We start from the raw sequence: 25,847 nt of genomic DNA on the forward strand, positions 1-25,847 counted from the left end.
TTATCTATTTTGATCAGCGATCTACCCCAAAAAGAATATTTATATCACCACATACCGAAAGCATAAGTTACATGTGCTGCATTTCAATTTTAAACAGTTGATTATATTAAAAGTGACAACTTAAAACAGAATAAACAGCACAAGTCATTTCGATCTATTACTCAAATCATCGAATTACATGCGTCAGCATTTCAATGTTTTGGTCATCTAGCTGAGTCAGCTTAACGGACAGTGCACCAAGCTCTGAGGTATTTCCAATGTGTGTGCCACCACAAGGAATAGTGACCTGAGTATCTTCATCAAGCTGCCACTCCCAGTAACGAGAGTCTGTTAACGTCTCGCCCTCTAACCTCATCGTCACTGCTGTTGGTTGTGCTAACCAAACAGATACCAGTTCGTTAACATCAGCTTCAATGACCTCAAGGTTCACCAGCATGTCTGCCACATTAAGGCCGCGCTTCTTCAAGGTTTTACCCAGGCGATAAGTGTCTTTACACAGCTCTGGCGTTACAAAACTGGTTACTTGAGCGTAGCTGTTAAAGTCATAGCTACCCAGTGGATCTTTGCGGTCTGCATCTTTACGCCAATAACTGTCAGCTAAGACCTTATTCAACGCTAAGAAAGCGACATGTCCAGCGCTATGGCCACGGCTAAGGCTTGCTTGGTACTCTTTATCAACCGACAGCGATACCTGCTCGTTAATACTTATCTTAGAAGCAGATACAGGTAGCTGGTGGACTACCACAAACACCCAACCCTCTGTATCTCGCTTAACAGGAATATCTGCTGCTACATAAAGTTTGCCAGTAGATTGTTCTATCGCGCCAACTAAGCAATCATCAACGGTATATTGCACGCCACCAAGGTTAACGGTGCCTTTATCTGCTGGGTGATCTGGCCAAATATGGCTAACAGGATGAAAAGGAGTCACATCTGTGATCAAGTAGGTTTTGCTCTCATCACTTTCAACATACAGAACTTTTGCCTCAAGCTGCCAAGTCTGGTGGCAGAATTGGGTGATGGTCGGTGTGATTGCTGCTGGTGTAATCAAGTCGCTCGTTGTCATGTCGTTCTTCTTTTGGAATCTAGTCTAGGTCGCTTACTGATAATTCCTCGCAAGGTCGGTTATCAGATAACGTAAATTTTGCTTAAAAAAATACCCGAGACAGGCTCGGGTATCAAATCTATTCAAAAGGACTATTTACGTCCTTTAACCATGCTCATCATGCGCTTACGTTTGCGCTCTTGAGAGATAGTTAGCTTGTTCGTCTTAGCTTCAAATGGGTTTTCGCTGTTCTGGAATTGAATACGAATTGGCGTACCCATGATTTCTAGTGAACGACGGTAGTAATTCATCAGGAATCGCTTGTATGAATCTGGCAAGTCACGAACTTGGTTACCGTGGATAACGATAATTGGTGGGTTATAACCACCCGCGTGCGCGTATTTCAGTTTCACACGACGGCCACGAACCATAGGTGGTTGGTGATCATCAGTCGCCATCTTCATGATACGAGTTAGGACAGACGTACCAACACGGGTTGTCGCTGACTTGTAAGCCTCTTGAACCGATTCAAACAAGTGACCAACACCAGTACCGTGAAGTGCCGAGATGAAGTGAATACGTGCGAAATCAACGAAACCTAAACGACGGTCTAGCTCTTTCTTAACGCGCTCTTTCACGTCGTTATCTAGGCCATCCCACTTGTTTACTGCGATCACGATTGAACGACCAGCGTTCAATGCAAAACCTAGTAAGCTCAAGTCTTGATCTGAGATGTTCTCACGAGCATCAATCACAAGTAAAACTACGTTCGCATCTTCAACCGCTTTCAACGTTTTAACAACCGAGAACTTCTCTACGGTTTCGTTGATGTTTTTACGACGACGTACACCCGCAGTATCGATCAGAACGTATTCACGCTCGTCACGGCTCATTGGGATGTAGATAGAGTCACGAGTAGTACCAGGCATATCGTAAACAACCACACGCTCTTCACCTAGGATACGGTTAGTTAGCGTTGACTTACCTACGTTTGGACGACCAATAATAGCAAGCTTGATTGGCTGATCTTGCAGACGCTTGAACTCTTGTTCCGCTTCTTCTTCAGTGAAATCAACCTGCTCTGCTTCTTCGTCTTCAAATTCTGTTAGATCGCTAATTTCACCCTGCTCAGCTTTCAGTGCTTCAGCAAATGGGTTTAGAGCAAGATCAATCAGTGCAGTAACGCCACGACCGTGCGCTGCAGCGATTTGGTACATGTCTTCTACACCTAGCTGCCAGAAGTCAGCACTTGCTGCATCAGGGTCAATACCATCAACCTTGTTTACTACAAGCATTGAAGGCTTTTCTAGTTGACGAAGGTGCTTCGCGATAGCAACGTCAGATGGTGTTAGACCAGCACGGCCATCTACCATGAACAGCACAACATCAGCTTCGTCGATCGCTGCTAATGACTGCTCTGCCATTTTAGTTTCAACACCTTCTTCGGTACCGTCGATACCACCAGTGTCGATAACAATAAACTCATGCTCACCAAGTTGAGCATGGCCATATTTACGGTCACGCGTTAAGCCAGGGAAATCCGCAACCAATGCATCACGAGTTCGAGTCAATCGGTTAAACAACGTAGATTTACCTACGTTCGGACGCCCTACTAGAGCAACAACAGGTACCATAACAACCTCTACAATTTCTTCTCTTAATGTAGTTATAGGTAAGCACTTGTTCGCAAGTTTAAACTCTTACCTATAACCACATGGTTTATTAATTTTTAACAACAAAACGGCTCCTGGCTGTTACCAACCAGGAGCCGACTGTGAATTATATCACGCTTTTATTGGCTAATCGTCAGTTTCTTTACATCGCCGTTGCGAGTCGTCACTAAGTAGCCTTCAGGCAGTTCAATTGGCGCTACAGCAAAGCCGCTGTCATCAACCAACTGCTGAGCAACAAACTCACCTGTTGAGCGATCTAACCAGTGTAGATAACCTTCTGTATCACCCACCACAACGTATCCGTTAATGATAGCAGGTGCTGTCAGTAAGCGGTTTTCTAGCAATGGTGTGCTCCACAGCTCTGTACCACTACGTGCATCAACTGCAGCCACGTGATCCTTATCGGTTACTAGGAACAAACGGCTACCGTCGCTTGCTAAATCAATCGCTGACGAGTAGTTACGCTTCCAAACAGGCTTACCAGAGCGCAGGTCGATGGCAATCAACTGACCATTGATACCAACAGTGTACAAAGTACCACCAAGAACGATTGGAGAGGCATCAACGTCAACCAAGCGATCGATTTCCGTTGCCCCCTTTGGTGTACCAACTGGCTGTTGCCAAATCAGCTGACCACGGTCAACGATAGCAGCGGCTAGACGACCATTTGCCGTACCCCAGAATACACCACCAGAAACCGCAACAGGTGCACTGTCACCGCGTAGTGTTAGGCTTGGAACTTCAGTGCTGATTGTCCACTTCTGTTCGCCAGTCTCTTGGTCTAACGCGAGCATCATGCCACGGCTAGTGTGAACCAATACCATATTGCTGTCAGTAGCAGGAGATGCAAGCACCTCACCGTTTACTGATACACGCCACAGCTCTTCACCAGTCGATTCATCCAATGCGATTACTTCGCCATTTTCAGAACCAACAAACACTTTGCCGTAAGCTGCCGTTAAGCCACCAGACAGACGAGCCAGTACATCTTTCTCAAGGTCTGTTTTCCACAGCTCTTTACCCGTTTCAGGATCCAGCGCTTTAACCAGACCTTCACGGCTTGCAACAAACACTTTGTCGTAAGCCAGCTCAGGCGTCAGTTTTGAAAAGTAGTGACCAACACCATCACCAACCGAAGTCGACCATTCCTGTTTAGGAGTGAACTCGCTGTTTACCGTTGGTACTGGCGCCATGATTACGGTGTCTTCTTCACCCGCACAGCCAGCTAATAGGCCAAGAGCAATCGCACACAACGCCGCTTTTGGAAACATCTTCTTCATTCAAAGCGCCTTATTTAGCTAGGTCGTCAAGTTTGATTTGAAGCGTTTGGCTCGCATCAACAGCTTGCTGTGCTTCTGTGTAAGCACTGTATGCTGCGTCTGTGTCGCCTTTACGAAGTGAGATATCACCACGTAGTTCAGCCACGCGGCCTTTCCAAGATTCGTCCGTTACTGCAGCAAGATCTGACAAAGCAGCATCGAATTCACCTTGCTCAGCTTTAATACGAGCAACACGGTAAGTCAGTAGTGGCGAAAGTGCCGCATCCTTAGTTGCCGCTTTTGCCCACTCCAGCTGTTCAAGTGCTGCAGATAATTCACCCGCTTGTACTTGTACTTTCGCTAGCTGCATCGCTGCAAGTACTGAGTATTCAGCATCTTTGTTTGCGTCGATAAAAGCTTGAATATCAGATTGAGCATCAACGCCTTTTGCATCTAAAGCAGAGATCACTGTCGTGTAGCTTTCTGAAGCAGCTTCACGCGCCTCAACTACTGAGTCTTGGTAGTAGCGCCAACCGAATAGACCACCTAAACCAATAACCGCACCGAAGATTACGGCTTTACCGTTCTCTTTCCACCAATCTTTAATGGCTTCAACCTGCTGCTCTTCGCTATCGTAAAGTTCCACTTCCTGTCCTCTTTAATTCTTTAAACGCCAGCATAGTGCTGACGTTAGTATTCGTGATGAGCGTTTGCTCTAAGGCTAATTAGATTAGCGCAGCTACTTTTGCTGCAACTTCCGTTTGAGACACGGTTTCTTGCTCGCCGCCAACCAAATCTTTTAGCACAACTGTATTATCAGCAACTTCGTTTTCGCCAAGTACCAGTGCAACAACCGCACCTACTTTGTCTGCACGTTTGAATTGCTTCTTGAAGCTACCACCACCGAAGTGGCTCATTACACGCACACCTTCAACGGTATCACGTAATTGATTCGCTAATTGCATGCCCGCGATCATTGTGCCTTCGCCAGCCGCAACCATGTAAACATCAACACTGCGACGAACTTCTGTTAGCTCTAGCGTTTCCATCATTAGGACTAGACGCTCTAGGCCCATTGCGAAACCAACAGCTGGTGTTGCTTTACCGCCAAGTTGTTCAACAAGACCGTCGTAACGACCACCGCCACATACGGTACCTTGAGCACCTAGGCTTTCGGTGATCCACTCAAATACTGTGCGGTTGTAGTAGTCCAAACCACGTACTAGACGCTCGTTAACTTGGTATTCGATACCAACTGCATCAAGAAGTTCACACAAACCAGCAAAATGTTGCTTCGACTCTTCACCTAAGTACTCAGAAAGTCGAGGTGCGTCACCTAAGATAGCTTGAACGTCTGGGTTCTTAGTATCTAGTACACGAAGTGGGTTGGTGTGCATGCGACGTTTGCAATCTTCGTCTAGCACATCGATGTGCTGCTCAAGGAAAGCAACAAGTGCTGTACGGTAGTTTGCGCGATCTTCAGTAGAACCGATTGAGTTCAGCTCTAGACGAACGTGCTTGTCGATGCCTAGCTCACGCCATAGACGCGCAGTCATCATGATAAGTTCTGCGTCAACGTCTGGACCGTCTAGACCAAACACTTCCACACCACATTGGTGGAATTGACGGTAGCGACCTTTTTGAGGACGCTCGTGACGGAACATTGGACCCATGTACCATAGGCGCTGTTCATCACGGTTGATAAGGCTGTTTTGGATGCATGAACGTACACAACCCGCTGTGCCTTCTGGACGTAGCGTTAGGCTATCGCCGTTACGGTCATCAAAGGTGTACATCTCTTTTGAAACAACGTCTGTCTCTTCACCCACTGCGCGGCTAAATAGGTTTGTTTCTTCAACGATAGGCATACGCACTTCGTTGTAACCGTGTGCACTCACCACGTTCTTCACTGCGTTTTCTACTTTCTGCCACAGTGGTGATTGAGTCGGTAGGCAGTCGTTCATGCCTCGGATTGCTTGGATATTTTTAGCCACAATATTTATTCCGTAATTTTTCACGACCAGGTGTTGATGCGAATAGACAACCACACCTCATCGCGTTTATTAATCTTCTAGGTTTTCTACATCAATGCGATTTGCTTTATCAAGCACTGATGCTTTTGCTCGAATCTTAGCTTCAAGCTGATCAACAAGGTCGTTGTTGTCAAAGCGCTCTTTCTGACGCTTACCATCTTCGTAGAAGGCACTCTTACGTGCACTACCCGCTAGACCTAAATGAGAGACTTCTGCTTCACCTGGGCCGTTCACCACACAACCGATGATAGAAACATCCATTGGGGTAATCACGTCTTCTAGACGCTCTTCAAGCGCGTTTACGGTGTTAATAACATCGAACTCTTGACGAGAACAGCTTGGACACGCGATGAAGTTGATACCACGCGAGCGAATACGCAAAGATTTAAGAATATCGAAGCCAACTTTGATCTCTTCAACAGGGTCTGCCGCTAGCGAGATACGTAGCGTATCGCCAATACCTTCAGAAAGAAGCATACCTAAGCCTACAGAAGACTTAACCGCACCAGCTCGTGCACCACCAGCTTCAGTAATACCAAGGTGAAGCGGTTGATCAATCTGTTTCGCCAGCAAACGGTATGAACCTACAGCTAGGAATACGTCAGATGCTTTAACGCTCACTTTAAATTGATCAAAGTTGAGACGGTCTAAGATATCTACGTGACGCATTGCTGATTCAACAAGCGCTTCTGCTGTTGGCTCTGTGTATTTCTCTTGGATCTCTTTTTCAAGAGAACCGCCGTTAACACCAATACGAATCGGAATATTCATATCACGTGCACAATCAACAACTGAGCGGATACGGCTCTCGTTACCGATGTTACCTGGGTTGATACGCAAACAGTCTACACCGTACTCAGCCACTTTCAGCGCGATACGGTAGTCAAAGTGAATGTCAGCGACCAAAGGAACAGAAACCTGCTGCTTGATTTGCTTAAATGCTTCAGCGGCATCCATAGTCGGTACAGATACGCGAACGATATCAGCGCCTACATTTTCCAAAGCTCGGATCTGAGCAACGGTTGCAGCTACGTCTGTTGTTCTTGTGTTGGTCATGGATTGCACAGCAATAGGTGCACCATCACCGATCGGCACATCACCCACATAAATACGGGTTGATTTGCGACGAATAATAGGAGATTCGTGTTGCATATTAACTCTAAGGTAAGGTTATTCTGGCTACTTTGCCTGAAGTATACCCAGAAAGGTCGACAGGTTCACTTGCAAATGTCATTGATACGCCTTCTGGCGCACCTAGAATCACTTTATATGGCGCAGTTCCTGATAGATTTAGTGACTGACCCGCTTTTTTGATGCCCGTTGACAAGGTTTTGCCGGTCGCATCTTTAACTTGAATCCAACAGTCTGCAGTAAACTGCATCGTTAGCGCTTTGGTTGCCACTTCAGGTGTTGGCGTTGTTTCAGGAGCAGTTGTTGCTTCAACGGTTTCTAATTCAACAGCTGATTCTGCGTCGACTGCTGGTTGTTCATCAGTCACGTCAAGTGCAGCTGAAGTATTTGCCGCATCACTGATTGCAGCAAGGCCTTCAGTATCTTCTATCACAGAAGCAGCAGCGTCGTTTTGCTCAGCTTCAATCACATCTAAAGAGGCGAACTCAGGGTCCAGTGACTCTTCCACCGCGAGCTCTTCTGAACTTTCAGTGTTAGCCAAAGATTGAGATAAGGTGTCTTGTTGTTGATTCTGCCACCACCACAGTGAAGAAATACCGACGATAACGGCAAAGATACCCCAAGTCAGCAGCATAATACGGCTGTTGTGCTTTTCTGTTTTTGTCTTACGAGAAAAGCTCAGCATTTCTTGATCTTCATGTTGAGCATCACCAGAGTGGCGAAGCGCGTTCAGTACCACTTTTTCATCAAGATTGACGTATTTCGCGTATGAACGGATGTAACCACGCATAAAGGTTGCGACTTGGTCTGACTCAAATTGGTTTTCTTCAATCTGTTGAATTAAAGAGATGCGTAGTTTTAGGCGATCCGAGATCTGCTTTTGTGTTAAACCAAGAGCTTCTCGTTGATTTTTCAGTAGCGTCCCCGCTTCTAGAGCTGGAGCGATTGGTTCTTGCGTTTGTGTGTCGTGTTCTGTGTTCATAGAGAGTGAACTTCTAAAATATTATCGCAGGTCGACGAGAGCGTTTTTTATTGTCGTTTAAGCTCATTCTAGCAACCCACTTATGTGGAATTTGTCCTGTTACCCAACTCATCAACCCTTAAAGACGAACGACATACATTTTATTATTAGTGACGTTCTCAGGAAGCTAGTTTATCAAGTAGCCAACCTAAATAGACATATTGATGATCAGTAACAAGCGAGCACTTAAATTAATTTAAGATTAGTTAATCATAAGCTAATGCCATTACAAGGCAAAAATACTTTCAACAAAATTTACCGTCAGCTCATGGTTTTGTCCAAAAATTGACGAAAAATGTAAGAAAGCGTGGGCAAGAAGTCCAAAAAATAAAAAACGAAGTCCCAAAAACGCAACAAGCCAGAAGTAATACTTCTGGCTTGTTTAGATTCAAATCGCGTTTTATACCGCTTTTACTTCAATCACGCCACCGGCAACCAAGTTAGCTTCTGATGCCGCTTTAAGCATTTTAGTACGCTTAGTTCTATCGATAACATCACCAACCAACTGGCCACATGCTGCATCAATATCATCACCACGCGTTTTACGAACCGTTACTGTGTAGTCGTATTCCATTAGCGTTTTTTGGAAGCGGTCAATACGAGAGTTGCTTGGCTTCTTGTATGGTGAACCTGGGTAAGGGTTAAATGGAATCAGGTTAATCTTACATGGCGTGTCTTTCATCAGCTCAGCAAGTTCACGTGCGTGGTCCATATCATCATTCACATGATCCAATAGAACGTACTCTACCGTTACTTTACCGCGGTTAGCGTTTGAAGAAGCAATGTAGCGACGAACAGATGCTAGGAAATCTTGGATATCCCAACGGTCGTTGATCGGCATGATTTGGCTACGAAGTTCATCGTTTGGCGCATGTAAAGAAATAGCTAGTGCTACGTCGATGTTATCTGTCATTTGGTCAAGGCCAGATACAACACCTGAAGTAGATACTGTTACGCGACGCTTAGACAGTGCAAAACCTAGGTCATCAAGCATGATCTCTAATGATGGCATTAGGTTTTTCATGTTTAGTAGCGGCTCACCCATACCCATCATCACAACGTTAGTAATTGGACGACGACCTGTCTCTTTCTCTAGACCGATTTCACGAGCAGCACGCCAGATTTGACCCACGATCTCAGAAACTTTTAGGTTGCGGTTAAAGCCTTGTTGAGCTGTCGAGCAGAATTTACACTCTAGTGCACAACCAACCTGTGAAGATACACACAGCGTTGCACGGTCACCGTCTGGGATGTATACCGTCTCAACGTCTTGGTCGCCAACGCTCATCGCCCATTTAATTGTGCCGTCTGAAGAGTGTTGAGCTTCAGAAACAACAGGTGCAACAATTTCACAGCGGCGTTGAAGTTTTTCACGCAACTTTTTGTTGATGTTGTTCATGTTTTCGAAGTCATCGACACCGAAGTGATACATCCACTTCATCACTTGATCTGCGCGAAAAGCTTTCTCATTCAATTCTTCTGTGAAAAATTTACGAAGACCTTTACGATCAAAATCGAGTAGATTGACTTTAGCTGTGGTCATGATGCCTCTCAATGACGGAACAATAATTAAGGGCGCGAATTGTACAGCCTTTACGCATGTTCAACAAGGGCTGTAAAACCCTGAGTTTACTAAGACATTCAAACTTAAGTGATTAAAATTTACACAACCACCTTTCATTACTTACAATTCTGGAAATAAGAACCAGATTCCCGACTACACTCCTTCGTCGCTATCGGGAATGACGTAAAACTTGCTCAGTAACTTTCCATTCATAGTCGTCTGGTCACCAGTTCCTTTAACCTCGTCATTCCAGAACTGAGGGACGAGGTATCTGGAATCTCCAACCACAACTGAGATTCCCGACTATGCTCCTGCGTCGCTATCGGGAATGACGACTAGGTAAACTATCTCTAACGTAAAATCCACATACAAAAAAGGCCTCACCGAAGTGAAGCCTTTAGAATCATTTGCTGTGTCGCTTATTGAGCTGGACGTGGGCAAATCTCAGATTCAGGGAAGAAGAACTCGATTTCACGAGCTGCAGACTCTGGGCTGTCGCTGCCGTGTACTGAGTTGTAACGCATGCTGATTGCGTAATCAGCGCGGATCGTGCCGCATGCCGCTTCTTCTGGGTTTGTTTTGCCCATAAGTTCACGGTAACGAGCAATTGCGTTTTCGCCTTCAAGTACTTGAACCATGATAGGACCAGAAGTCATGAACTCTTTTAGTGGACCAAAGAATTCTTTGCCTTCGTGTTCCGCGTAGAAGCCGCTCGCTTGCTCTTCAGTCAGACGAACCATCTTAGCAGCAATGATTTCTAGGCCTGCTTTTTCGATGCGGTGGTAGATTTCACCAACAAGGTTACGCTTAACTGCATCCGGCTTAACAATTGAGAACGTTCTTTCTAGAGCCATAGGGATTCCTTCACTTCATTTTTTTGTTATTAAATACTGAAATTACTAAGATCATTCGATCTAAGTTAATCAATGAGCGGCATCGAACCGCTCATCGTTATTATTATTTTGCTTGGTCGATAAGAATGCGAGCCAGTGTGCGAACACCCATGCCTGTTGCACCTGCCGCCCACTTATCACTTGGAGATTTACGGTAAGTACCCGCGCAATCCATGTGCATCCAGCCTTTTTTGTAGTCATCTACGAAGTAAGACAGGAACGCAGCAGCCGTGCTTGCACCTGGAGTGTAATCGCCAGTGCTGATGTTCGAAAGGTCAGCAAAGTTTGAAGGCAGCATACCACGGTGGAAATCAGCTAGAGGCAGTGGCCATAGGCCTTCTTTCTCTTGGTTAGCCGCCGTTAGTGCTTGGTGAGCCAGCTCGTCATCGAAGCTCATTAGTGCGTGGTAGTCGTTACCCAGTGCGTTTTTAGCAGCGCCCGTTAGCGTTGCACAGTCGATGATAAGCTCAGGATTTTGCTCACTTGCGTACATCAGGCCATCAGCTAGAACTAAACGACCTTCTGCGTCGGTATTCATGATCTCAACCGTCTTACCGTTCTTGTACGTGATGATATCGCCAAGCTTCAATGCACGGCCAGAGATCATGTTCTCTGCACAACATAGGATAAGCTTGATGCGCTTGTTCAGGCCACGCTCAATCGCAAGACCTAAACCACCAGTGATAGTCGCTGCGCCACCCATGTCCGCTTTCATTGCAGTCATGAACTGACCTGGTTTAATGCTGTAACCGCCTGAGTCGAAAGTAATACCTTTACCAACTAGACAGGCAAATACAGGCGCGTTTTCGTCTCCTGTTGGGTTGAAGTCCAGTTGCAGCATTGCTGAAGTACGCTCAGAGCCGCGGCCTACCGCGTAGATGCCTTCCCAACCTTCTGTTAGTAGGTCTTTGTCTTTAACGATTTTCGCTTTAACTGTGCCTTCAGGTGCGACTGACTTAATGTATTCAGCTGCCATTGTCGCCAATTGGCGAGGTGCAACTTCTTCAGCCGTTTTATTGATAATGTCACGCGTCCAATCTGTCGCACGGATACGCGCTTCTAGCTCTGCTTGGTCAGCTTCTGGCAGTGCATCCCACTCCAATGCATTCTTTTTCTTTGGTCCACGGTAACCTTGATTGAAAGCCCATACGCTTTCTAGGTCCCAGCCTTCACCACTTAGCGAAACGAATGAAATACCTTGTCCGTCAAGTGTGCGACCTGCGCGTTGAATAGCACCAAGATCGTGGCCTTCACCAATGTGAATTGTCGCTCCTACTTCCGAGAACGATAAAATAGCTTTTGCTCCCCACTGAGGCTGGGCAGCTTCTTGACTTAAAAATACTGACATCTGTGTAGACATGATTTCTCCTTGTCTGAGAACCACCTTGCTGAGTGATCCTGATTATTTTTTATTAGCGCACTGATGTTAGCATTATGTAGAAGTAAAATGTCATTTTGATAAAAAAACGGACCATAAGGTCCGCTTTTTTTAGTAAGAATTGTTAACTTGGCTGCGTTTTATATGGGGTTGATTTCACTCCATAGCCAAATCATCAATGTGATGATTAATCCATCTCATCCATCCAGCACAAAATAATAGCCTCTAAGATCTTTTCGTTCGAGTGATTAGGCTCGTCATCAAACTCTTCAAGGTCTAATACCCACTGATGTAGGTCGGTAAAACGTACCGTTTTAGGATCAGTATCAGGGTACAAATCACATAGCTCAATTGCGATATCGCGAGAATCAATCCACTTCAAGCTCATAACACTTCCTTATATTTATCAGAGACACTTAGTCACTTTTATGATCTATATTCTAGGCCAGTTTTGCTAAATCGTTATCTCAGTCATGGCGAAAACAACCATGACTGTAGAGTAATTCTTAGTGATCTTCAGATGCTAGGTTCAAGGTGTACTTTGGAATCTCAACAACAAGGTCTTCATCAGCGACTTTCGCTTGGCAACCTAGGCGAGATTCCATTTCTAAGCCCCATGCTTTATCAAGCATATCGTCTTCTAGGTCATCACTCTCTTCTAAAGAATCGAAACCTTCACGGATCACAACGTGACATGTTGTACATGCACACGATTTTTCACATGCGTGCTCAATACCAATACCGGCCTTCAACGCTACATCAAGAACCGTTTCACCAGTTTTTGCTTCTAAAACAGCGCCTTCTGGACATAGATCTTCGTGAGGTAAAACAATAATCTTTGGCATGTTTATCTATTCTCTAACTATTAAATATTATCGACTGACTGACCTGACAGTGCAGCACGAATTGATTTATCCATACGACGTGAAGCAAAGTCTTGGCTCGCTTTGTCGGTATTCTTAATTTCTTGTTCAATGGCATCAGCACTGTCGCCGTTGCGCACTTCAATCAGCGTTTCAACGGCTTGTAGCAGCTGTTGTTTCTCTTGCTCGTTAAGCAGCTCGTCACCGTCAGCTTGCATTGCAGCGATCAGGCCTTCAATAACGCGATCCGCTTCTACGCGTTGTTCCGCAAGAGCACGCGCTTGCATGTCTTCTTTCGCAAACGTCATAGAGTCTTTCAGCATGTTAGCAACTTCATCATCGCTCAGGCCGTAAGAAGGCTTCACTTGGATTTCAGCTTGAACACCTGTGCTCTTTTCCATAGCTGTTACAGACAACAGGCCATCAGCATCCACTTGGTAAGTCACACGAATATGCGCTGCACCAGCAGCCATAGGTGGAATGCCCTTCAGAGCAAAACGAGCCAGTGAGCGACAATCGTCAACCATTTCACGTTCGCCTTGAACGGTGTGTACTGTCATTGCAGTTTGACCGTCTTTGAACGTAGTAAATTCTTGTGCGCGAGCTACTGGGATCGTGGTGTTACGCGGAATGATCTTTTCTACTAGGCCACCCATGGTTTCGATACCTAGTGAAAGTGGGATTACGTCCAGTAGCAACATTTCTGAATCAGGTTTGTTACCTACTAGAATATCCGCTTGAATTGACGCACCAATCGCAACCACTTCATCAGGGTTAATGCTGGTTAATGGCGTACGACCAAAGAAGTCTCCCACCATTTCACGTACTAGTAATGTACGAGTTGAACCACCAACCATGACTACTTCTAGCACTTCATCCGCATCAACTTCTGCATCTTTTAGAGCACGACGACATGAAAGTAGCGTTTTCTTAACTAGAGGCTTGATGATCTCTTCAAACTCTTCACGAGTTAATGAACCAGACCAACCTAATACTTCAACATCAACACTTTCTGATTCAGACAAGCCAATTTTAGCTTCCGTTGCTGCATCGAGAAGCGCACGGTTTTGCTCAGCAGTTAGCTCTGATAATCCCATTTGCTCTTTGAAATGATCAGCGACAAGGTGGTCAAAATCATCACCGCCTAGTGCAGAGTCACCGCCAGTAGCTAGAACTTCAAAGACACCTTTAGACAAGCGTAAAATGGAGATATCAAACGTACCGCCGCCTAAGTCGTAAACCGCGATCACCCCTTCTTTGCCTGAATCCAGACCGTAAGCAATCGCTGCCGCCGTTGGTTCATTAAGAAGACGTAATACATGAAGACCAGCCAGCTGCGCCGCGTCTTTAGTACCAGCACGTTGTGCATCATCGAAATACGCAGGAACAGTAATCACCGCACCAGATAGCTCACCGCCTAATGTAGATTCAGCACGTTGACCGAGTGCTTTCAGAATATCTGCAGATACTTGAATCGGGTTCTTGTTGCCTTGTTCTGTACGGATCACAGGCAGACCATTATCACTTTCTTCAAACTGATATGGCAGAGATGGGTATCGTTGCTGAATATCAGCCAGTGAGCGACCAATCAATCGCTTAACTGAGATAATGGTATTTTTAGGATCAGTCTGTGCATTTGCACGTGCTTCATCACCAGTCGTATGTGAGTCTGACTGATAGTGAACAACGGAAGGCAGAATGCTACGACCATCTTGATCAACGAGCGTGCTCGCCTCACCACTGCGCACTGACGCAACCAATGAATTTGTTGTACCTAAATCAATACCCACAGCAAGCTTATGCTGGTGAGGAGCGGCGCTTTGCCCTGGTTCTGCAATCTGAAGTAGTGCCATGGATGTGTCCTTGTTGTACCAACTAGCCGATCAAACGATCTTCAACTAGCTCGATTTCATTCTTTAATTTTGCAATAAACTTAAGCTTTCTTACTCGGTCTGCTGCTTCTAACCAAGCCTGGCTGTCGAGTTCTTGTTGGATAGCGCTTAATTGTTGTTTATACATTTTGCTAACCTTTCCTTCAAATGCAAACAATGCATCTTCCGGGTCAGAACTGTCGGCGATGTCTTCAAGCTCTTCACGCAGTTCCATTTGCTCCATAAGGAACATTGGGTCTTGCATGGTTTGCTGCTCGCCGCGAATATCCTCACCATGTTGTACTAACAGGTATTCAGCGCGGCTGATTGGATTCTTCAACACCTGATACGCATCGTTAATTTGCGCTGCTTTTTGCACGGCTAGCAAGCGATCTCGCTCAGAAGCTGTAGCAAATTTATCAGGATGGAATTGGCGTTGCAGATCTCTAAACTGAGAAGAAAGAAGGCTACCATCCAGCTGGAACTGAAGTGGTAGCCCAAATAATTCGAAATGATTCATGTAACGGTGGTCCTAAGTTTAGGCTCTGAGTCAGAGCCTAATTTTATTCTTCGCTCACTATAAACGTTCTACGATTGAAGCGTTTATACGTTGAAGCTCTCACCACAACCACATTCGCCTTTCGCGTTAGGGTTGTTGAATTCAAAACCTTCGTTTAGGCCTTCTTTTACGTAATCAAGCTCCGTACCGTCTAGGTAAACTAAGCTCTTTGGATCAATGATGACCTTCACACCTGAATGCTCGAACACTTGGTCTTCTTCGTTAAGCTCGTCAACGAATTCTAGTACATACGCCATACCCGAACAGCCAGTGGTTTTAACCGCTAAGCGCAACCCGATACCTTTACCTCGGTTATCTAGGAAAGCTTGAACTCGGCTTGCCGCCGTATCTGTCATGGTGATGGCCATACTACAACCTTGTGTTTTATATAAAATTGAGAACTCAGGGGGAGCACAAAGGATGCTCCCAAATATTGCTTATTATTGGTGATTACTTATAGAAACGATTAACGCTTCTTTTTGTAATCCGCAACTGCTGCTTTGATTGCATCTTCAGCAAGAATTGAACAGTGAACTTTCACAGGTGGCAACTCAAGCTCTTCTGCGATTTCAGAGTTTTTGATAGCAGCCGCTTCATCAATGCTTTTACCTTTAACCCACTCAGTGACTAGTGAGCTAGAAGCGATTGCGCTACCGCAACCGTAAGTCTTGAATTTCGCGTCTTCGATAATACCTTCTGGTGTTACCTTGATTTGCAGTTTCATTACGTCACCACAAGCTGGTGCGCCAACCATGCCGCTACCTACACTTGGGTCTTCTTTATCAAACGAACCTACGTTACGTGGGTTTTCGTAGTGATCAATTACTTTTTCGCTATATGCCATGATAGTTACCTCGAATCCTCTATTTCCGTGAGATTAGTGATGTGCCCACTCAACAGTGTTCAAATCAATCCCTTCTTTATACATATCCCATAGAGGAGACATGTCGCGTAATTTGTTTACCGCTACACGGATTTGTGCAATCGCGTAGTCGATTTCTTCTTCCGTTGTGAAACGGCCGAATGAGAAACGTACTGAGCTGTGTGCCAGTTCATCGTTTAGACCAAGAGCACGCAGAACGTACGATGGCTCTAGGCTTGCTGATGTACATGCAGAACCCGATGATACTGCTAGGTCTTTTAGAGACATAAGCAGAGACTCACCTTCAACGAAAGCAAAGCTCACGTTTAGGTTATGTGGTACACGTTGGTCTAAGTCACCGTTTACTGTTACCGCTTCTAGATCCTGAACACCTTTCAGTAGGCGCTCACGAAGTGCTAGTGCGTGATCGTAATCTTTCTGCATGTCTTGCTTAGCAACAGCACACGCTTCGCCCATACCCACGATTTGGTGAGTAGCAAGCGTACCAGAGCGGAAACCACGCTCATGACCGCCACCGTGCATTTGCGCTTCAAGACGAATACGAGGCTTACGACGAACGTAAAGTGCACCGATACCTTTAGGACCATACATCTTGTGAGCTGAAAGTGAGATTAGGTCAACTTTAGTCTCTTTTACGTCTAGTGGGATTTTACCCGCAGACTGGGCTGCATCAACGTGGAAGATGATCTTGCGAGAACGACATAGTTCGCCGATTGCATTGATATCTTGGATAACGCCGATTTCGTTGTTTACGTGCATGATAGAAACAAGAACTGTGTCTTCACGCATTGCAGCTTGTAGCTTGTCTAGATCGATGATGCCGTTTGCTTCTGGCTCTAGGTAAGTTACCTCGAAGCCTTCACGCTCTAGTTGACGACATGGATCAAGAACCGCTTTGTGTTCTGTTTTGCACGTGATTACGTGCTTACCTTTCTTCTCGTAAAAGTGCGCTGCACCTTTAATAGCAAGGTTATCTGACTCTGTAGCACCAGAAGTGAAAACAATTTCACGTGGGTCTGCATTTAGTAGGTCAGCAATTTGCTCACGAGCATTATCTACTGCTTCTTCTGCCTGCCAGCCGTAACGGTGTGAACGAGATGCAGGGTTACCGAAGTTACCGTCCATCGTCATGCACTGAACCATTTTCTCAGCAACTCGTGGATCGACTGGGCATGTAGCTGAATAGTCAAAGTAAATAGGCAGTTTCATTTTCTACTCCAATGTAAAAACTGACCGCTATGAGCGGGCATTAACACCGTGAGGTGCTGCACTAATCGTTGTAGTGCTCGTATTTTTATGTGCAAAACTATTGTTAACCGCAAGATCAATATCTTGGCGATCAGAAATCTCTAAAACTTCGTTATCTTTCATCAGCTCACCGAGCGTAATGTCGTTTAAGAAGCTGCTGATTCGGGAGCTTAAATCACGCCAAAGGGTGTGAGTTAAACAACGACTGCCACCTTGGCAATCTGCTCGACCGTGACACTTAGTTGCATCTACTGATTCATCAACTGCTGCAATCACAGTTCCGACAGCGATGTCGCCCGCTTCAGCGCCAAGACGGTAACCACCACCTGGGCCACGAACACTAGCAACTAAGCCAGCTTTACGTAACTTAGAAAAAAGTTGCTCTAAGTAAGATAACGAGATGCCTTGTCGCTCTGAGATGTCAGCCAGAGGAACTGGGCTTTTTTGCGAATGCAGTGCTACATCTAGCATAGCCGTTACCGCATATCTTCCTTTAGATGTAAGTTTCATATCACACCGTATCCACATTGTTTATGTGGTTGGAATCTTCCCATACCTGACTAAATTGGTCAAGTATTTTACCTGACTATTTTAGTCAGGTATTCATCCCTACAGTGAGCATGGCTTTTACTGGCTATTTTTGCTCTTCTCGATAGAGGTCAAAATACCACGAAGCGTGTTGATTTCTTGAAGTTCTGGACGCGCACGACTAAACAGGCGACGTAACTTATTCATCACCTGACCAGGCTTATCCTTAGAGATAAATTGGGTATCGATGATGACTTTTTCAAGGTGTTCGTAGAACATTTCTAGTTCTTCGTGACGAGGGTACTCATCTTGTGGCTGAGGCTTGTATTGGCTAGCCACCATATCAAGATGAGCAACACGAACTTCGTAGCTCAGCGTCTGTACAGCCATCGCTAGGTTTAGCGAGCTGTATTCAGGGTTTGCAGGAATACATACGTGGTAATGACACTTTTGTAGCTCTTCATTCGTTAGGCCTGTGCGCTCGCGACCGAAGACTAATGCTACAGGGTGCTTTTGACCTTCAACTGCAAACTTTTCACCACACTCACGAGGCTCAAGCATTGGCCATTCAAGGGTACGTGAACGAGCACTTGAACCGACAACCAAACCGCAGTCTTTTACGGCTTCGTCTAATGTAGAAACAATAACCGCATTTTCAGCGATGTCACCAGCACCAGCAGCCAGTGCTAAGGTCTGCTCGTCAACTTCACACTGAGGGTCTACAAGAACTAACTGACTTAAACCCATCACTTTCATTGCGCGAGCTGCTGATCCGATATTTCCCGAATGAGACGTACCAACCAGAACGACTTTTACATTGTCTAACATGCTATATGACACCACTTTAAAAATAATCGCGAGATATTAACACATAGCAAAGTAAAATGGTCAGACCCTTCGCGTAATGTGAATCTAAGAGTTCAAAAAATAACCACTTCCCTTTTGGTAAAACTTTGGTATACTCGCCGCCGCTTTAAATTGTTCTTTAACATCTTGTGGGAAAAACCATATGCATCCAATGCTAAACATTGCGATACGCGCTGCGCGTAAAGCTGGCAACCATATTGCTAAATCTCTAGAAACAACTGATAAGATCGAAACGTCTCTAAAAGGTAACAACGATTACGTAACTAACATTGCTCAAGAAGCTGAGTACATGATCATTGAGACAATCAAAGCATCTTACCCAGAGCACAGCATTATTTCTGAAGAGAAAGGCCTAATCGAAGGTAAAGACTCTGACGTACAATGGATCGTTGACCCACTAGATGGCACCAACAACTTTGTAAAAGGTTTCCCTCACTTCTCTGTATCTATCGCTGTTCGCATGAACGGTCGTACAGAAGTTGCTTGTGTTTACGACCCAATGCTAAACGAGCTATTCACAGCTCAACGTGGCGCTGGTGCTCAACTAAACAACGCTCGCATGCGTGTTACTCAGCTTAAAGACCTTCAAGGTACTGTTCTAGCAACTGGTTTCCCATTCAAAGCTAAGCAACACTCTGAGTCTTTCATGAAGATCATCTCAGGTCTATTCATCGACTGTTCTGATTTCCGTCGTACTGGTTCTCCAGCACTTGACCTATGTTACCTAGCAGCTGGTCGTGTTGACGGTTACCTAGAACTAGACCTAAAACCTTGGGACCTAGCAGCTGGCGATCTAATCGCACGTGAAGCTGGTGCAATCCTAACTGACTTCGCTGGCGGTACTGACTACATGAAGTCTGGTAACGTTGTAGCTTCAAGCGCACGTGGTGTTAAGTCTATTCTTAAGCACGTTCGTGAGAACGCAAACGAAGGTATGCTGAAGTAATTCAAGCCTTACGTTGATAGTCTCTATTCAATAGAGAGCTAAAAATTCAAAGCCTCGCACACGCGGGGCTTTTTTGTATCTGTGATTCAGGGATGCGAGATGCGAGATGCGAGATGCGAGATGCGAGATGCGAGATGCGAGATGCGAGATGCGAGATGCGAGATGCGAGATGCGAGATGCGAGATGCGAGATGCGAGAAGAATAGCGCTTATGACATTAAGTGCAACTCACCTCGACCGTAATTTTGCTTGAGTTTCACTACAAAATACAGACATAAAAAAACCGCTAGTTGCCTAGCGGTTTTTCTGGTTTAGCGAAACGTATTAAGCCAAGGCTTATGGCATTTCGTCAAACTCTTCACCTTCTTTTTCCACTTGTGGTGGCATTAGGTGTTCACGCGTAATACCCAACTTCATCGCTAGTGCAGATGCAACGTAGATAGAAGAGTAAGTACCAACCGTAATACCCAGTAGAAGTGCGGTTGCGAAACCGTGAATCATTGCGCCGCCCTGAACAAACAGTGCGATAACTACGAACAAGGTTGTACCAGAAGTGATCAATGTACGGCTCAACGTTTGTGTGATTGAGCTGTTCAGCACTTCAGGTGCTTCGCCTTTACGCATCTTACGGAAGTTCTCACGAATACGGTCGAATACAACAATGGTATCGTTGAGGGAGTAACCGACTACCGTTAGCAAGGCTGCTACGATGGTAAGGTCAACCTCAATTTGCATCAGAGAGAATACACCCAGCGTGATGATAACGTCGTGCGCCAGTGCAAGTACCGCACCTGCCGCCAAACGCCACTCGAATCGCACTGATACGTAGATCAAAATACAGATAAGAGAAACCAAGATAGCAAGGCCACCCGCTTCTGTTAGCTCATCACCTACGTTAGGACCAACGAACTCGATACGACGCATTTCAACTTGTTCACCTGTGCCTTTCTCGATAGCTGAAAGGATTTGGTTACCAAGCGTCTCGCCTGCAACGCCGTCACGAGGACGTAGACGAACCATTACATCACGAGCTGAACCGAAGTTCTGTACCGTTGCATCACCAAAGCCTTCAGCTTCAAGTGCACTACGGATATCAGGAAGGTGTGCTGGTTGTTCAAAGCCAACTTCAATCAGAGTACCGCCTGTAAAGTCTAGACCCCAGTTCAACGATTTCGTTGTTAGGGTGAAGATAGCCGTACCAATCATCAAGATAGAAAGAACAAAGGCAACCTTTGACCAACGCATAAAGTCGATCATTTTGTCTGCTTTTAGAATCTGAAACATATTAATTCCTAGCCTTAGATCGACAGTTTCTTAACGCGTTTGCCGCCATACATCAGGTTCACGATACAACGTGTGCCGACAATAGCTGTAAACATAGAAGTCAGGATACCGATAGACAGCGTTACCGCGAAGCCTTTAATCGCACCAGTACCAACCGCAAATAGAATGATTGCAGTTAATAGAGTTGTGATGTTCGCATCGGCGATTGTGCTGAATGCGTTCGCGTAACCTTGGTGAATTGCTTGCTGTGGACTGCGTCCCTCTCGAAGTTCTTCACGTATACGCTCAAAGATCAGTACGTTCGCATCGACCGCCATACCGACCGTTAATACGATACCGGCAATACCTGGTAGCGTCATGGTTGCACCTGGGATCATCGACATCACACCAATAATCAGTACCAAGTTCGCCATTAGCGCAACGTTCGCGATAAGACCAAAGCTACGGTAGTAAAGCAGCGTAAATAGCATTACTGCAGCCATACCCCAAACCATCGCCATGATACCCATATCGATGTTTTGTTGTCCCATAGATGGACCAATCGTACGTTCTTCAACAATCGAGATAGGCGCAATCAGAGCACCTGCACGAAGTAGAAGTGCCAAGTTATGAGCTTCAGCTGTAGAGTCGATACCAGTAATACGGAAGTTACGGCCAAGCGCTGATTGAATCGTCGCTTGGTTGATCACTTCTTCATGCTTAGTAAGAATCACTTTGCCTTCAGGTGTCTTACGACCGCTGTCTTTGTACTCTGCAAATACCGTCGCCATTAGCTTACCGATATTTTGACGAGAGAACGCAGACATCTTGCTACCACCTTCGCTGTCTAGCGAGATGTTAACTTGAGGACGACCATATTCATCAACACTTGAGCTTGCATCTGTAATGCTAGAACCACCTAGGATAACGCGCTTCTTAAGTACCACAGGGCGACCATCACGGTCTTGCTTAATTTCGCTACCAGCTGGGGCACGACCAGAAGCTGCAGCGGCTAAGTCAGCACTGCTATCAACTTCACGGAATTCAAGCGTTGCTGTCGCACCAAGGATTTCTTTAGCACGAGCCGTGTCTTGAACACCTGGCAATTCTACTACGATACGGCTAGCACCTTGACGTTGAACCAAAGGCTCAGCAACACCAAGTTCGTTCACACGATTACGTAGAATGGTAATGTTTTGCTCTACCGCGTAGTTACGGATTTCTTGAAGACGAGCTTCAGTGAAGTTAGCAATCAAAGAAAAACGACCATTCGAGTCAGAGTCTACGAATGTCATATCTTGGTGCTTAGATTGCAGTAGCGATTTCGCTTCAGCAAGCTGCTCTTCATTACGTAAGATCACTTCTACCGCATCTTTACCCGATGGACGAATAGCACGGTAACGGATCTTCTCTTCACGAAGTTCACTACGGAATGCTTCTTCTTGTTGGCCAACTAGCTTTTCCATTGCAGCGTCCATATCCACTTCCATTAAGAAGTGAACACCACCACGTAGGTCAAGACCAAGCTTCATTGGTGCAGCACCAATAGATTCAAGCCAATCCGGTGTTGAAGCCGCTAGGTTTAATGCAACGATAACGTCTTCGTCTAATGCTTCAGTGATAACATCACGGGCACTAATTTGAGAGTCTGTGTCGTTAAAGCGAACAAGAATGGAACCGTTTTCTAGAGCAACGGATTTAGTTGAAAGGTTTTCTGCTTCAAGAGCATTGGTGACAGCATCCAGCGTAGACATATCTACAGAGGCGCCACGCGCCCCTGTAACTTGAACTGCCGGATCTTCACCGTATATATTCGGAAGTGCGTACAACGCAGCGATGGCAATGGTAAACACCACCATCAGGTACTTCCATAACGGATAACGGTTTAGCACAGCGAGGATCCTCTAGCTGTTTATAGAGATTTCAGAGTACCTTTTGGTAGCACTGCTGTAACGAAGTCTTTCTTGATAACTACTTCGTTGTTTGCGTTCAGTTCGATAGCAACATAGTCGCTGTCTTCTGCAATCTTAGTGATTTTACCGATCAGACCACCGCTAGTTAGAACTTCGTCGCCTTTGCCCATAGAAGCCATTAGGTTCTTGTGCTCTTTAACGCGCTTAGCTTGTGGACGGTAGATCATGAAGTAGAAGATCACAGCGAACATACCTAGCATGATAAGCATTTCGAAACCGCCGCCTGCTGGTGCACCTTCTGCTGCTGCGTGAGCTTGAGAAATAAACATTTAAAACATCCTCTATTTATATTTTCGTAATTGTTTGTCTAATTGGGTCGTATCCCTTTATTTTCAAGCCCCATCCCTCCGAAGAGAGACAGGGCTCGCAAAAAAGAAATACTAAGATTCTTTACCTAGTGGTGGCACTTCACGCCCCATTCTTGCGTAGAACTCTGCAACAAACTCTTCAAAGCGGTCTTCATCGATAGACTGACGAATGTCAGACATTACTCGTTGGTAGAAACGCAGGTTATGAATCGTGTTCAGTCGAGCACCTAGGATTTCGTTACAACGATCTAAGTGGTGTAAGTACGACTTGCTGTAGTTCTTACAAGTGTAACAGTCACACTCTGAATCTAGTGGTGTTGTATCGGTTTTATGCTTCGCATTACGGATCTTGATCACACCTTCAGTCACAAACAGGTGGCCGTTACGTGCATTTCGCGTTGGCATTACACAGTCAAACATGTCGATACCACGACGAACACCTTCAACTAGGTCTTCAGGTTTGCCTACGCCCATTAGGTAACGTGGCTTATCTTCAGGCAGTTGAGGACATGTGTGCTCAAGAATGCGGTGCATGTCTTCTTTTGGTTCGCCTACTGCTAGGCCGCCAACTGCGTAACCGTCGAAACCAATTTCAGTTAGGCCTTTAACCGATACATCACGTAGGTCTTCGTACACACCACCTTGAACGATACCGAATAGTGAGTTCGGGTTTTCAAGTTTGTCGAAGTGGTTACGAGAACGCTCAGCCCAACGAAGAGACATCTCCATTGAGTCTTTCGCTTCTTTGTGTGTCGCAGGGTAAGGCGTACACTCATCGAAGATCATTACGATGTCTGAACCTAGGTCTTTTTGGATTTCCATCGACTTTTCAGCGTCCATGAAGATCTTGTCACCGTTTACAGGGTTACGGAAGTGAACACCCTCTTCAGTGATTTTACGCATCGCACCTAAGCTGAATACTTGGAAGCCGCCTGAATCGGTCAGGATAGGACCTTGCCAGTTCATGAAATCGTGCAAGTCACCGTGCATTTTCATGATTTCTTGACCAGGACGTAGCCATAGGTGGAACGTGTTACCTAGTAGGATTTCAGCACCTGTGTCTTTTACTTCTTCAGGAGTCATACCTTTTACAGTACCGTAAGTACCTACAGGCATGAATGCTGGTGTTTCAACGGTACCGCGTTCAAACTGAAGTTGACCACGACGTGCACCAGCGTTAGTTTTTTTAAGTTCGTATTTTAATTTCACGAAGCCTCCAATATGCCAGAGAAACAATCTGACTGTTAATTCAGAGCTTAAGTTAGCCTTAATACTCTATGAGGAGCGGTCGCGTATTCCTTGCGAGAGATTAGACAGAGACCCTGCCCGACTCCTAGCTTACTGCTAGCACCCGTAAATTCTTATTTATATCGCTTATAACCAGCTTAAATTAGCTGGTTTTCTTGTTGATGAACATAGCATCACCATAGCTGAAGAAGCGGTATTCGCTCTTCACTGCATGATCGTATGCAGCCATCACGTTGTCGTAACCTGCAAACGCACTCACCAACATGATCAGAGTCGATTCAGGTAGGTGGAAGTTAGTGATAAGACAATCCACCAACTGGTATTTGTAACCAGGGAAGATAAAGATTTCTGTATCACCAAAGAACGGCACTAATTCAGTACCGTTTTTCAGAGCATCTTGTGCTGCGCTCTCTAGAGAACGAACCGATGTTGTACCCACTGCGATGATGCGCCCGCCGCGTGCTTTGGTCGCAGCAACCGCATCCACTACTTCTTGCGGTACTTCAACGTACTCTGCATGCATGTGGTGATCATTGATGTTGTCTACTTTTACTGGCTGGAATGTGCCCGCACCAACGTGCAGTGTTACATAAGCAAACTCAACGCCTTTCGCTTTCATATCTGCCATTAGCTTGTCGTCAAAGTGAAGACCAGCTGTGGGTGCAGCTACTGCACCTGGCTTTTCATTATAGACCGTCTGGTAACGCTCTTTATCTGCGTCTTCATCTGGACGATCAATATAAGGAGGCAGTGGCATGTGACCAACACTGTTCAGAATCTCTAGAACGCTTTGATCAGATGTGAAATGGATTTCAAATAACGCATCATGACGTGCGACCATTTCTGCTTCGTACTCATCATTCTCACCAAGGAACAGCTTAGTGCCTGGCTTTGGTGATTTAGAACAACGAACATGAGCCAGAATGCTTTTCTCATCCAGCATACGCTCAACCAACACCTCAAGCTTACCGCCTGAAGCTTTGCGACCAAATACACGAGCAGGGATAACGCGCGTGTTATTGAAAACAACCAGATCGCCTGGTTCAACCAAGTCTAAAACGTCCTTGAACGAACCATCAGTTAGGTTGCCGTTATTGCCATCTAATTTAAGCAGACGGCTTGCTGTACGCTCTTCTTGAGGGTAGCGAGCAATGAGTTCATCTGGTAGGTCAAAGTGAAAATCTGAAACTTGCATTTTTCTGGTCTTGTTTGGTTGATGAATGAGTAGACGCGACTAAAAATTTCGCAGTGGGCTAGTATAGGCACACGAGCCGCAATAGCAAGGTTTACAGCA

General features: G+C 45.5%; 25 protein-coding genes. 1 reads left to right on the forward strand and 24 read right to left on the reverse strand.

Going from position 1 to position 25,847, the window contains the following annotated elements:
- Positions 1–166 precede the first annotated feature (166 nt).
- The 19 genes from F0232_RS17480 to trmJ all read right to left on the reverse strand — a co-directional run bounded on the left by F0232_RS17480 (position 167) and on the right by trmJ (position 18,777).
- Positions 167–1,066: a metal-dependent hydrolase gene (locus F0232_RS17480; RefSeq protein WP_105059079.1), complete on the reverse strand. Its 900-nt coding sequence runs from the start codon at positions 1,064–1,066 to the stop codon at positions 167–169.
- 131 nt (positions 1,067–1,197) lie between these two features.
- Positions 1,198–2,679 carry a ribosome biogenesis GTPase Der gene (der, locus tag F0232_RS17485; RefSeq protein WP_004740325.1) on the reverse strand — a complete coding sequence of 494 codons (1,482 nt, stop codon included), beginning with the start codon at positions 2,677–2,679 and terminating at the stop codon, positions 1,198–1,200.
- 158 nt (positions 2,680–2,837) lie between these two features.
- Entirely contained in the window at positions 2,838–3,998 is a 1,161-nt protein-coding gene (gene bamB, locus F0232_RS17490; protein ID WP_061033296.1) for an outer membrane protein assembly factor BamB, read from the reverse strand.
- Positions 3,999–4,008: 10 nt separating this feature from the next.
- Complete coding sequence (locus tag F0232_RS17495) at positions 4,009–4,623, reverse strand: YfgM family protein (protein ID WP_008222763.1); 615 nt, start codon at positions 4,621–4,623, stop codon at positions 4,009–4,011.
- A gap of 79 nt (positions 4,624–4,702) precedes the next feature.
- Positions 4,703–5,971: a histidine--tRNA ligase gene (gene hisS / locus F0232_RS17500; protein ID WP_061033297.1), complete on the reverse strand. Its 1,269-nt coding sequence runs from the start codon at positions 5,969–5,971 to the stop codon at positions 4,703–4,705.
- A 69-nt stretch (positions 5,972–6,040) separates the two neighbouring features.
- Positions 6,041–7,162: a flavodoxin-dependent (E)-4-hydroxy-3-methylbut-2-enyl-diphosphate synthase gene (gene ispG / locus F0232_RS17505; RefSeq protein ID WP_004740329.1), complete on the reverse strand. Its 1,122-nt coding sequence runs from the start codon at positions 7,160–7,162 to the stop codon at positions 6,041–6,043.
- A gap of 7 nt (positions 7,163–7,169) precedes the next feature.
- Positions 7,170–8,123, reverse strand: coding sequence for a cytoskeleton protein RodZ (gene rodZ, locus F0232_RS17510; RefSeq protein ID WP_019822115.1), 954 nt, complete (start codon positions 8,121–8,123; stop codon positions 7,170–7,172).
- Between the two features lie 439 nt (positions 8,124–8,562).
- A complete protein-coding gene (locus F0232_RS17515; RefSeq protein WP_008222760.1) occupies positions 8,563–9,705 on the reverse strand; it encodes a bifunctional tRNA (adenosine(37)-C2)-methyltransferase TrmG/ribosomal RNA large subunit methyltransferase RlmN in 1,143 nt (380 codons plus the stop codon).
- Positions 9,706–10,145: 440 nt separating this feature from the next.
- Positions 10,146–10,580, reverse strand: coding sequence for a nucleoside-diphosphate kinase (gene ndk / locus F0232_RS17520; protein WP_008222758.1), 435 nt, complete (start codon positions 10,578–10,580; stop codon positions 10,146–10,148).
- A 103-nt stretch (positions 10,581–10,683) separates the two neighbouring features.
- Positions 10,684–11,979, reverse strand: a complete 1,296-nt coding sequence (pepB, locus tag F0232_RS17525) for an aminopeptidase PepB (protein WP_061033298.1) — start codon at positions 11,977–11,979, stop codon at positions 10,684–10,686.
- A gap of 205 nt (positions 11,980–12,184) precedes the next feature.
- Positions 12,185–12,385, reverse strand: coding sequence for a Fe-S cluster assembly protein IscX (gene iscX / locus F0232_RS17530; RefSeq protein ID WP_004740335.1), 201 nt, complete (start codon positions 12,383–12,385; stop codon positions 12,185–12,187).
- A 118-nt stretch (positions 12,386–12,503) separates the two neighbouring features.
- On the reverse strand, positions 12,504–12,842 hold the full coding sequence (gene fdx / locus F0232_RS17535) for an ISC system 2Fe-2S type ferredoxin (protein ID WP_004740336.1): 339 nt from the start codon (positions 12,840–12,842) through the stop codon (positions 12,504–12,506).
- A gap of 20 nt (positions 12,843–12,862) precedes the next feature.
- The gene (hscA, locus tag F0232_RS17540) at positions 12,863–14,713 is read right to left on the reverse strand and encodes a Fe-S protein assembly chaperone HscA (protein ID WP_105059078.1); all 1,851 of its coding nucleotides are present in this window, start codon (positions 14,711–14,713) and stop codon (positions 12,863–12,865) included.
- Between the two features lie 22 nt (positions 14,714–14,735).
- On the reverse strand, positions 14,736–15,251 hold the full coding sequence (gene hscB, locus F0232_RS17545) for a co-chaperone HscB (RefSeq protein ID WP_008222752.1): 516 nt from the start codon (positions 15,249–15,251) through the stop codon (positions 14,736–14,738).
- A gap of 83 nt (positions 15,252–15,334) precedes the next feature.
- Positions 15,335–15,658, reverse strand: coding sequence for an iron-sulfur cluster assembly protein IscA (iscA, locus tag F0232_RS17550; RefSeq protein ID WP_105059077.1), 324 nt, complete (start codon positions 15,656–15,658; stop codon positions 15,335–15,337).
- 98 nt (positions 15,659–15,756) lie between these two features.
- The gene (gene iscU, locus F0232_RS17555) at positions 15,757–16,134 is read right to left on the reverse strand and encodes a Fe-S cluster assembly scaffold IscU (RefSeq protein WP_004740340.1); all 378 of its coding nucleotides are present in this window, start codon (positions 16,132–16,134) and stop codon (positions 15,757–15,759) included.
- Between the two features lie 33 nt (positions 16,135–16,167).
- Positions 16,168–17,382: an IscS subfamily cysteine desulfurase gene (locus F0232_RS17560; protein WP_008222744.1), complete on the reverse strand. Its 1,215-nt coding sequence runs from the start codon at positions 17,380–17,382 to the stop codon at positions 16,168–16,170.
- Between the two features lie 27 nt (positions 17,383–17,409).
- Positions 17,410–17,931 (reverse strand): Fe-S cluster assembly transcriptional regulator IscR, encoded by a 522-nt coding sequence (gene iscR, locus F0232_RS17565; RefSeq protein ID WP_032498688.1) that lies wholly within the window; start codon positions 17,929–17,931, stop codon positions 17,410–17,412.
- 117 nt (positions 17,932–18,048) lie between these two features.
- Positions 18,049–18,777 (reverse strand): tRNA (cytosine(32)/uridine(32)-2'-O)-methyltransferase TrmJ, encoded by a 729-nt coding sequence (gene trmJ, locus F0232_RS17570; RefSeq protein WP_061033301.1) that lies wholly within the window; start codon positions 18,775–18,777, stop codon positions 18,049–18,051.
- A gap of 181 nt (positions 18,778–18,958) precedes the next feature.
- On the opposite strand from trmJ, the gene suhB reads away from it, so the two are divergent.
- Positions 18,959–19,762, forward strand: a complete 804-nt coding sequence (gene suhB / locus F0232_RS17575) for an inositol-1-monophosphatase (RefSeq protein WP_008222742.1) — start codon at positions 18,959–18,961, stop codon at positions 19,760–19,762.
- Between the two features lie 335 nt (positions 19,763–20,097).
- Here suhB and secF read toward each other — a convergent pair whose 3' ends face one another.
- From secF to queA, 5 genes are all read right to left on the reverse strand, one after another.
- Positions 20,098–21,045: a protein translocase subunit SecF gene (gene secF / locus F0232_RS17580; protein WP_008222741.1), complete on the reverse strand. Its 948-nt coding sequence runs from the start codon at positions 21,043–21,045 to the stop codon at positions 20,098–20,100.
- A 14-nt stretch (positions 21,046–21,059) separates the two neighbouring features.
- Positions 21,060–22,916 (reverse strand): protein translocase subunit SecD, encoded by a 1,857-nt coding sequence (gene secD / locus F0232_RS17585; RefSeq protein WP_004740346.1) that lies wholly within the window; start codon positions 22,914–22,916, stop codon positions 21,060–21,062.
- Positions 22,917–22,936: 20 nt separating this feature from the next.
- Positions 22,937–23,266: a preprotein translocase subunit YajC gene (yajC, locus tag F0232_RS17590; RefSeq protein ID WP_008224112.1), complete on the reverse strand. Its 330-nt coding sequence runs from the start codon at positions 23,264–23,266 to the stop codon at positions 22,937–22,939.
- Between the two features lie 111 nt (positions 23,267–23,377).
- Positions 23,378–24,514, reverse strand: coding sequence for a tRNA guanosine(34) transglycosylase Tgt (gene tgt / locus F0232_RS17595; protein WP_004740348.1), 1,137 nt, complete (start codon positions 24,512–24,514; stop codon positions 23,378–23,380).
- A gap of 181 nt (positions 24,515–24,695) precedes the next feature.
- A complete protein-coding gene (gene queA, locus F0232_RS17600; RefSeq protein ID WP_105059076.1) occupies positions 24,696–25,748 on the reverse strand; it encodes a tRNA preQ1(34) S-adenosylmethionine ribosyltransferase-isomerase QueA in 1,053 nt (350 codons plus the stop codon).
- Positions 25,749–25,847 lie beyond the last annotated feature (99 nt).

The sequence above is a fragment of the Vibrio sp. T3Y01 genome (genome assembly GCF_013114525.1).
In the GTDB taxonomy this organism is placed as follows: Bacteria; Pseudomonadota; Gammaproteobacteria; order Enterobacterales; family Vibrionaceae; genus Vibrio; species Vibrio chagasii_B.